The sequence below is a fragment of the Pseudoalteromonas sp. H71 genome, from assembly GCF_001468485.1.
Classification (GTDB): domain Bacteria; phylum Pseudomonadota; class Gammaproteobacteria; order Enterobacterales; family Alteromonadaceae; genus Pseudoalteromonas.
In genome coordinates this window covers 141,837-147,509 of the sequence record NZ_LODI01000024.1, presented here as the reverse complement: position 1 = coordinate 147,509, position 5,673 = coordinate 141,837, and the positions used below count along the sequence as shown (strand labels likewise).

Genomic DNA, 5,673 nt, shown 5'->3' with positions numbered 1-5,673 from the left:
ATCGGCAGTGCGAGAGTCATCTACTTGATACGGTATGTGCTGATTACCAACATCATCAGTTAACAATGCAAGGTAAGCTTCAAGCTCTTTAGTACCGGCGCCAGGGGCCTGCGTGGCAGTCATTGTTTCGTAGTAGTGCTGTGCAAATTTGCTTAAGTCCAGTGCCTTTTCAGCATAAACCGAAAAGGGAGTCACTAATAGCAAGACTAATGTAAAAAGTAGTTTCATCACTTCTTCCTTGTGGTAAAAGTATTGATTTATTTATAGGTACACTATACTCATATGCTTAAAAATAAAACATATACTTTTAAGCTAATAAATCTACATTTTGCTTTTAACTCTATTCGTTGCCACGCTGTTGGCTGGGTCGTCTGGCCAAAAATGCTTGGGGTAACGCCCCTTCATTTCTTTTTGCACATCGCGATAACTGGTAGCCCAAAAGTGCGCAAGATCTTGAGTAAGTTGTAATGAGCGCTTACCTGGCGATAGTAATTCCATAAGCAGTGGCAGCTTTCCATTAGCAAGCATAGGCGTACTGGTTAAGCCATACACTTCTTGCATGCGCACGCTTAACTTTGCGGGGCCATCTAGCTGGTAATTAATTTTTATATTTGAGCCACTCGGTACCGTTAATCTAAGTGGTAATAACGCCTTTAACGCTGTTTGCTGTGGCCAGTCAAAACAATTTTGCAGCGCTTCAAAGTAGTTAAACTTTTTAAGCTGATCGAGTGTTTTTATATCTTGTAAGTACACGCCTAACCAATCACCAGCCGTTTCTATAAGGTGTTGCTCGCTAATAGTTGGGAATTTATCAGGCATAAACTGACTAGCTAAACTCATGCGTATTAATAATTGCTGTGCATCGGGCTGTTCATTAAATAATGCAAAACCATGCTTAGCAAATAAATTAAGCCACGCTTTGGCGCGCTCGCTTTTATCGAGCTTTTGCTTGCTCGGCTGGCTTGTAAGCGTAATAGCGCCGAGCTTTACTTCGTCTTGATGAATAAAGCGCGCGGTTTTTTCATCAAATTCACAGCGGGTGAGCGAAGTAAATAAATGCGGTAGGTACTCTTGTAGCTCAAATGGGCTAAGCGCTGTCGCTGCAAATATACGTGCGCCTTTATGGCCGCCCATGGTAGCAATAGCAAGGTAGTCATCGCTGTGCCAGTAATCGGTGTTTAAATCAGCGCCCGCCCCATTGGCAAGTAAGTAGCCATTGCCGCGCTTTTTTGCAATGCGGTCGGGGTAAGCTAATGCCACTAGCAAACCTAAATACTTTGTGTTCAGCTCGCTGTTACTGTCGGTTACTTTTAAGCGGTTTTGCCAGTATTTTAACTGCTGTTTAAATACTGGGTGTGGCCTTTGCTGCTGGCTATGTAGCGCTAAGCTTAGCTCGTTGGCGGTGTTTATTCGGCTCTCAAGCAGCGCTACTAAATAAAGTGCTAAGCGATAAATACCAGGGAGTTCTGCCTCAAGCGCCTGCGCTTTTAAAAGCATATGCGCTAAGCGAATATCCGCCCCAAAACCCAGCATTTTGCTGCCCAACTTGGTTAGTTTGCCTTTGCCATCGATGGCTTCAAGCATAGTTAGTAAGCTCCTTGCTTGTGTGCATTGCTGCGTTGTTGGCGTATCAAGCAAGGTGAGTTCGCTAATATTTGCGCCCCACTGCTTTGCTTCAAGCATAAGTTGGCTTATATCTGAGGTGAGTATTTCGGGTTTATCGTGGCTATTGCGTCGCTCAAAGGTTTGCTTTGAACCAAGCCTATAAACTACACCTGGTTCTATTCGCCCTGCACGCCCTGCTCGCTGCACGGCAGAGGAGCGCGATATACTTTGTGTTGTAAGCTCCGTTACACCTGTTTTTAAGTTATAACTGGCCACGCGGCGTTTTCCGCTATCAATAACAATGCGTATACCTTCAATGGTTAAGCTGGTTTCGGCTACATTGGTGGTAAGCACTATTTTGCGCATGCCCTCAGGCGCAGGAGCAATCGCAGCCTGCTGATTGGCTTTATCTTGCTCGCCAAATAACGTGGCAACTAGGTAATTACTTGGCAAATCATTAAGGGCCTGTTGTACGCGTGATATTTCAAATTGCCCAGGCAAAAACACCAGCGCACTGCCGCTTTGCTCGTTAAGTGCTTGTTTTATTAAAGAGGGAATGGCATCAAGCCAACGGCTTTCATCTTTTATGGGTATATATACTTCGTCTATGGGGTAGCTGCGCCCACTTGATTGAATAACGGGGCAATCAAAAAATTGCGTATAGCGCTCTGTATCAAGAGTCGCCGACATAAGGAGTATGGTTAAGTCGTCACGCAGTGCACTTTGGGTCTCTAAAGCAAAGGCCAGTGAGGTATCGGCTGCAATTGAGCGTTCATGAAACTCATCAAATATCAGTAAATCAATGTCGCTAAGCTCTGGATCGTTTTGTAGCATGCGAGTAAGCATGCCCTCAGTAACTATTTCAAGGCGCGTATTGTTACTTACTTTACTCTCACCGCGTACACGAAGGCCAACACTTTGCCCCACATTTTCGTTTTGGCACTGTGCTAGGTAATTGGCAATATTACGTGCAGCTAAGCGGCGCGGCTCCAGCATTACAATACGTTTAAAATGGCCGTCGCGCATAAGCTGTAGCGGCAACCAGGTTGATTTACCTGCGCCAGGCGGTGCTTGTAATAACGTTATAGGGTTACTTTGTAATGTAGTTACGAGTTGTTGATATATGTTTTGAACCGGCAGCACTGCTATTTACCCAAAATTGCTTTGTATGCATTGTAACAAAAACCAAAAATAAACGCGCCGCTAAAGCCGTGTGGTTATAAAGGGCACCATAATCAGAAATAATTACAGACCGCTCTGTACATTTTTTAAGGACATGCGCGCTATATTAATTCCTACTGTGCCAATAAAAACATAACATTATGATTATAAATACAAAATTTAAACTTAACTTATTGGTACACGCCTTGCTCCTTTTATACTGAACGTTAATTAAATCTAAGTAAGGAGAAACTTATGAACAGCGATCGTATGAAAGGTAATTGGAACGAACTTAAAGGTAAGGCGCAACAAAAATGGGGCGATCTTACTGACGACGATTTAGACAAAATTGAAGGTAGCCGTACAGAGCTAGTCGGTAAAATCCAGCAGCAGTATGGTAAATCAAAAGAAGAAGCAGAGCGTGAAGTAGATGAGTTTGAAAAAACTCACTAATCGCTAACTTCTAAAAAAACCGCCATTTGGCGGTTTTTAATTGGCTATATTAAAGCTATAGCTAGTTTATCTCTGTAAAACCAGGATAAAATGTATCAATGGGTCTATCTTCGGGCACTATTTGACTTGACGTAGTACCATCAGCAATAGTGTAAGAGAAAACTTTATCTTCTAGAGCATTACCGTTTGACAATACCCCAACTATAGCGCCTTCAGCATCCTCAGTTAAAAACCCAACAACACCTGTATTGTCAAATGAAGCGACAATAACAGGCTGACTTACACCATCAAACTGCATGAGCTTTCCACCTTCTGTGCCGTAGTAAAAGTTACCATCAGAACTTGCTAATAAAGCCGTAGAAGGGGCATCACTTAACCCAGTTATTACAGAGCTAATTATTGGCGCTGCACAGTCATTGACTACACGATGAATAGCAGCATTTGCACCGCTGGTTGAACGTGTTGCAAAGTAGCCATCAGCACTTGGCGTTGCAAATTCAACTGCTCGCACAGGCTCATCACTGCCAGATAAACTTACTTGCACTTTATTAAGTTGATTAGTAAATAAGTCGACACAATTAAGTGCATCTCCGGTAAAGAACCACGCATTGTTATTATCTATCGCTAATGCATATCGAGATATCTCGTCGCTTGTTTGGCCAATAGATCCTTCTTTTTGGTAACCTAAGGAGTCAGTATCAATCGAATACAGCTCGTAAGTATCAGCAAAAAGATCTATTCCTAAGCTATATAATTTACCTGAGGCCGATTCAACATGATTTAATCCAGGTCTTTTGGTACGTGGTAAAACAACTTCTGCAAGCTCGCCAAGCGCAGAATCATATCGAAGCACCTTACCTCCATCTCGCCCACGCTCGCCATCGCTCACAGCAAAAAAGTAATCCCCAGCTGAATTTTTAGTGACTTTACCAAAAGGAAATCCACCTTTGCTAAAGCCCAGCGAAGTCATACTAACCGAACTATCTGCGCGATCGTAGGTGAGTATCGCACCTCGTTTATTCTCCCCACCATCATAACTAAGCACCGATACATAGCGGTCATTAATTGAGTCATCTGGGTCATTTAGGATTGCGGGGTCACCAATAAATAATATCCCTTTATCACCCCCGCCTTGTATGATGGTTTTAGTACTATAATTTGGCTTTGTGATTTCGCTTACAAAAGGTGGCGCAACTGTTAAGCCTGTGTCAGCAACTGAGTCAACTAAAAATTTTGCCAAATAATCAGTGACTGTCATATACATATTATCAGCAACTTTAGAGGGTACTAACCCAGCAATAGAGATATTTTTCCAGTTACTAAAAGAGTGCCTTAATGAAAGAGGTCCACCTGATATCGTTGTTTCGTATAATACCGCAGGCGTTTCTGAGGTGACTCCTTCACAAACACTAAATACCAGAGGCGCCCGCCAAAAGAAAGCACCGATAGGGTTTCTGCAATCAGAAGCGACTTCACCAACCCCACCGCTGCGCCCTGAAGATTCCATTATGGGGGAGTTAGAACTAACAAAATGAACAACCGTATCATTATTCACAGCAATATGGCGTCCGCGAGCCCCCAAGGCACCAAAACCAGATATAACCCATGGTTTACTTAAGTCATTTGAATCACTTGCCGTTAATTCAAAACCAGGCCAGTATAAAGACCCGCGAGGAGCAACGAACACTGATAATAAGCGATTATCACCATTCCACATTAAATTAGTGACAGGAGCAATAGGATATCCTGCGTAGTCTGTACCTGTAGCACCAAATTCACCAATAACCTGTACGGTAAGGTAATCGTCACTGCTTGCATCCATGTTAAATTGCAGCACGCCACCAGACTGGTTTAAACCTCCTGCATCAGCTTTAACATAGGCTGTTTTGCCATCAGGGTGAAATAGGAGTGTGCCCTTTACATTTCTTATTTCATTGCCAGATGGAAACAGTCGAGGAATACTCATTAGCAGTTCAACGTGATGACTCGCTGGGTTATATTTTAACAAAGCCCCTCGTCCGTATAACCCTGTTGATCCTAACACTGTATATAAGTGGCCATCATTAGGGTGAGCAACTAAACTCTGACTAAAAGATGATGAATTGATTCCAGGTAAGCCATGAAAACTAAATAGCTCAGTCGACTTAGATAAGTCGCTTTCAGAGATAGAATAAACAGCACCCGTACGACTATCTCCCCCTGTACCACTTAGCATCATTAGGTTATGTCCTGCAGGAAGTGAGATAGCAGCCCCCTTAGGAGGATTTTCTATCGTGATTGCTCGAGAGTAAATGGCAGACCAAAGTGAGCCATCTGATACTGTCAGCGTAATTATATAGCTGCCAACTGCATCAGGCATAAACGTTGGGGTTGAACTAGTTTTATCTGAAAGCGTAGCTGCGCTTCCTTGTGTCGGAATTAAACTCCAGAGGTAACTTAAGCTATCGCCATTCG

At 43.1% G+C, this 5,673-nt stretch carries 3 protein-coding genes and 1 pseudogene; 1 reads left to right on the top strand and 3 read right to left on the bottom strand.

Annotated elements, in window-relative coordinates:
- Positions 1-228 (bottom strand): annotated as a pseudogene (locus ATS71_RS19075) (nuclear transport factor 2 family protein); the annotation flags it as partial.
- Between the two features lie 93 nt (positions 229-321).
- Complete coding sequence (gene hrpB, locus ATS71_RS11895) at positions 322-2,748, bottom strand: ATP-dependent helicase HrpB (protein ID WP_058405016.1); 2,427 nt, start codon at positions 2,746-2,748, stop codon at positions 322-324.
- 273 nt (positions 2,749-3,021) lie between these two features.
- Here hrpB and ATS71_RS11890 point away from each other — a divergent pair, with 273 nt between their 5' ends.
- Entirely contained in the window at positions 3,022-3,219 is a 198-nt protein-coding gene (locus ATS71_RS11890; RefSeq protein WP_002958133.1) for a CsbD family protein, read from the top strand.
- Between the two features lie 61 nt (positions 3,220-3,280).
- Here ATS71_RS11890 and ATS71_RS11885 read toward each other — a convergent pair.
- Positions 3,281-5,673, bottom strand: a 2,393-nt coding sequence (locus ATS71_RS11885) for a hypothetical protein (protein WP_201020872.1), incomplete at its 5' end; no start/stop codon positions are given.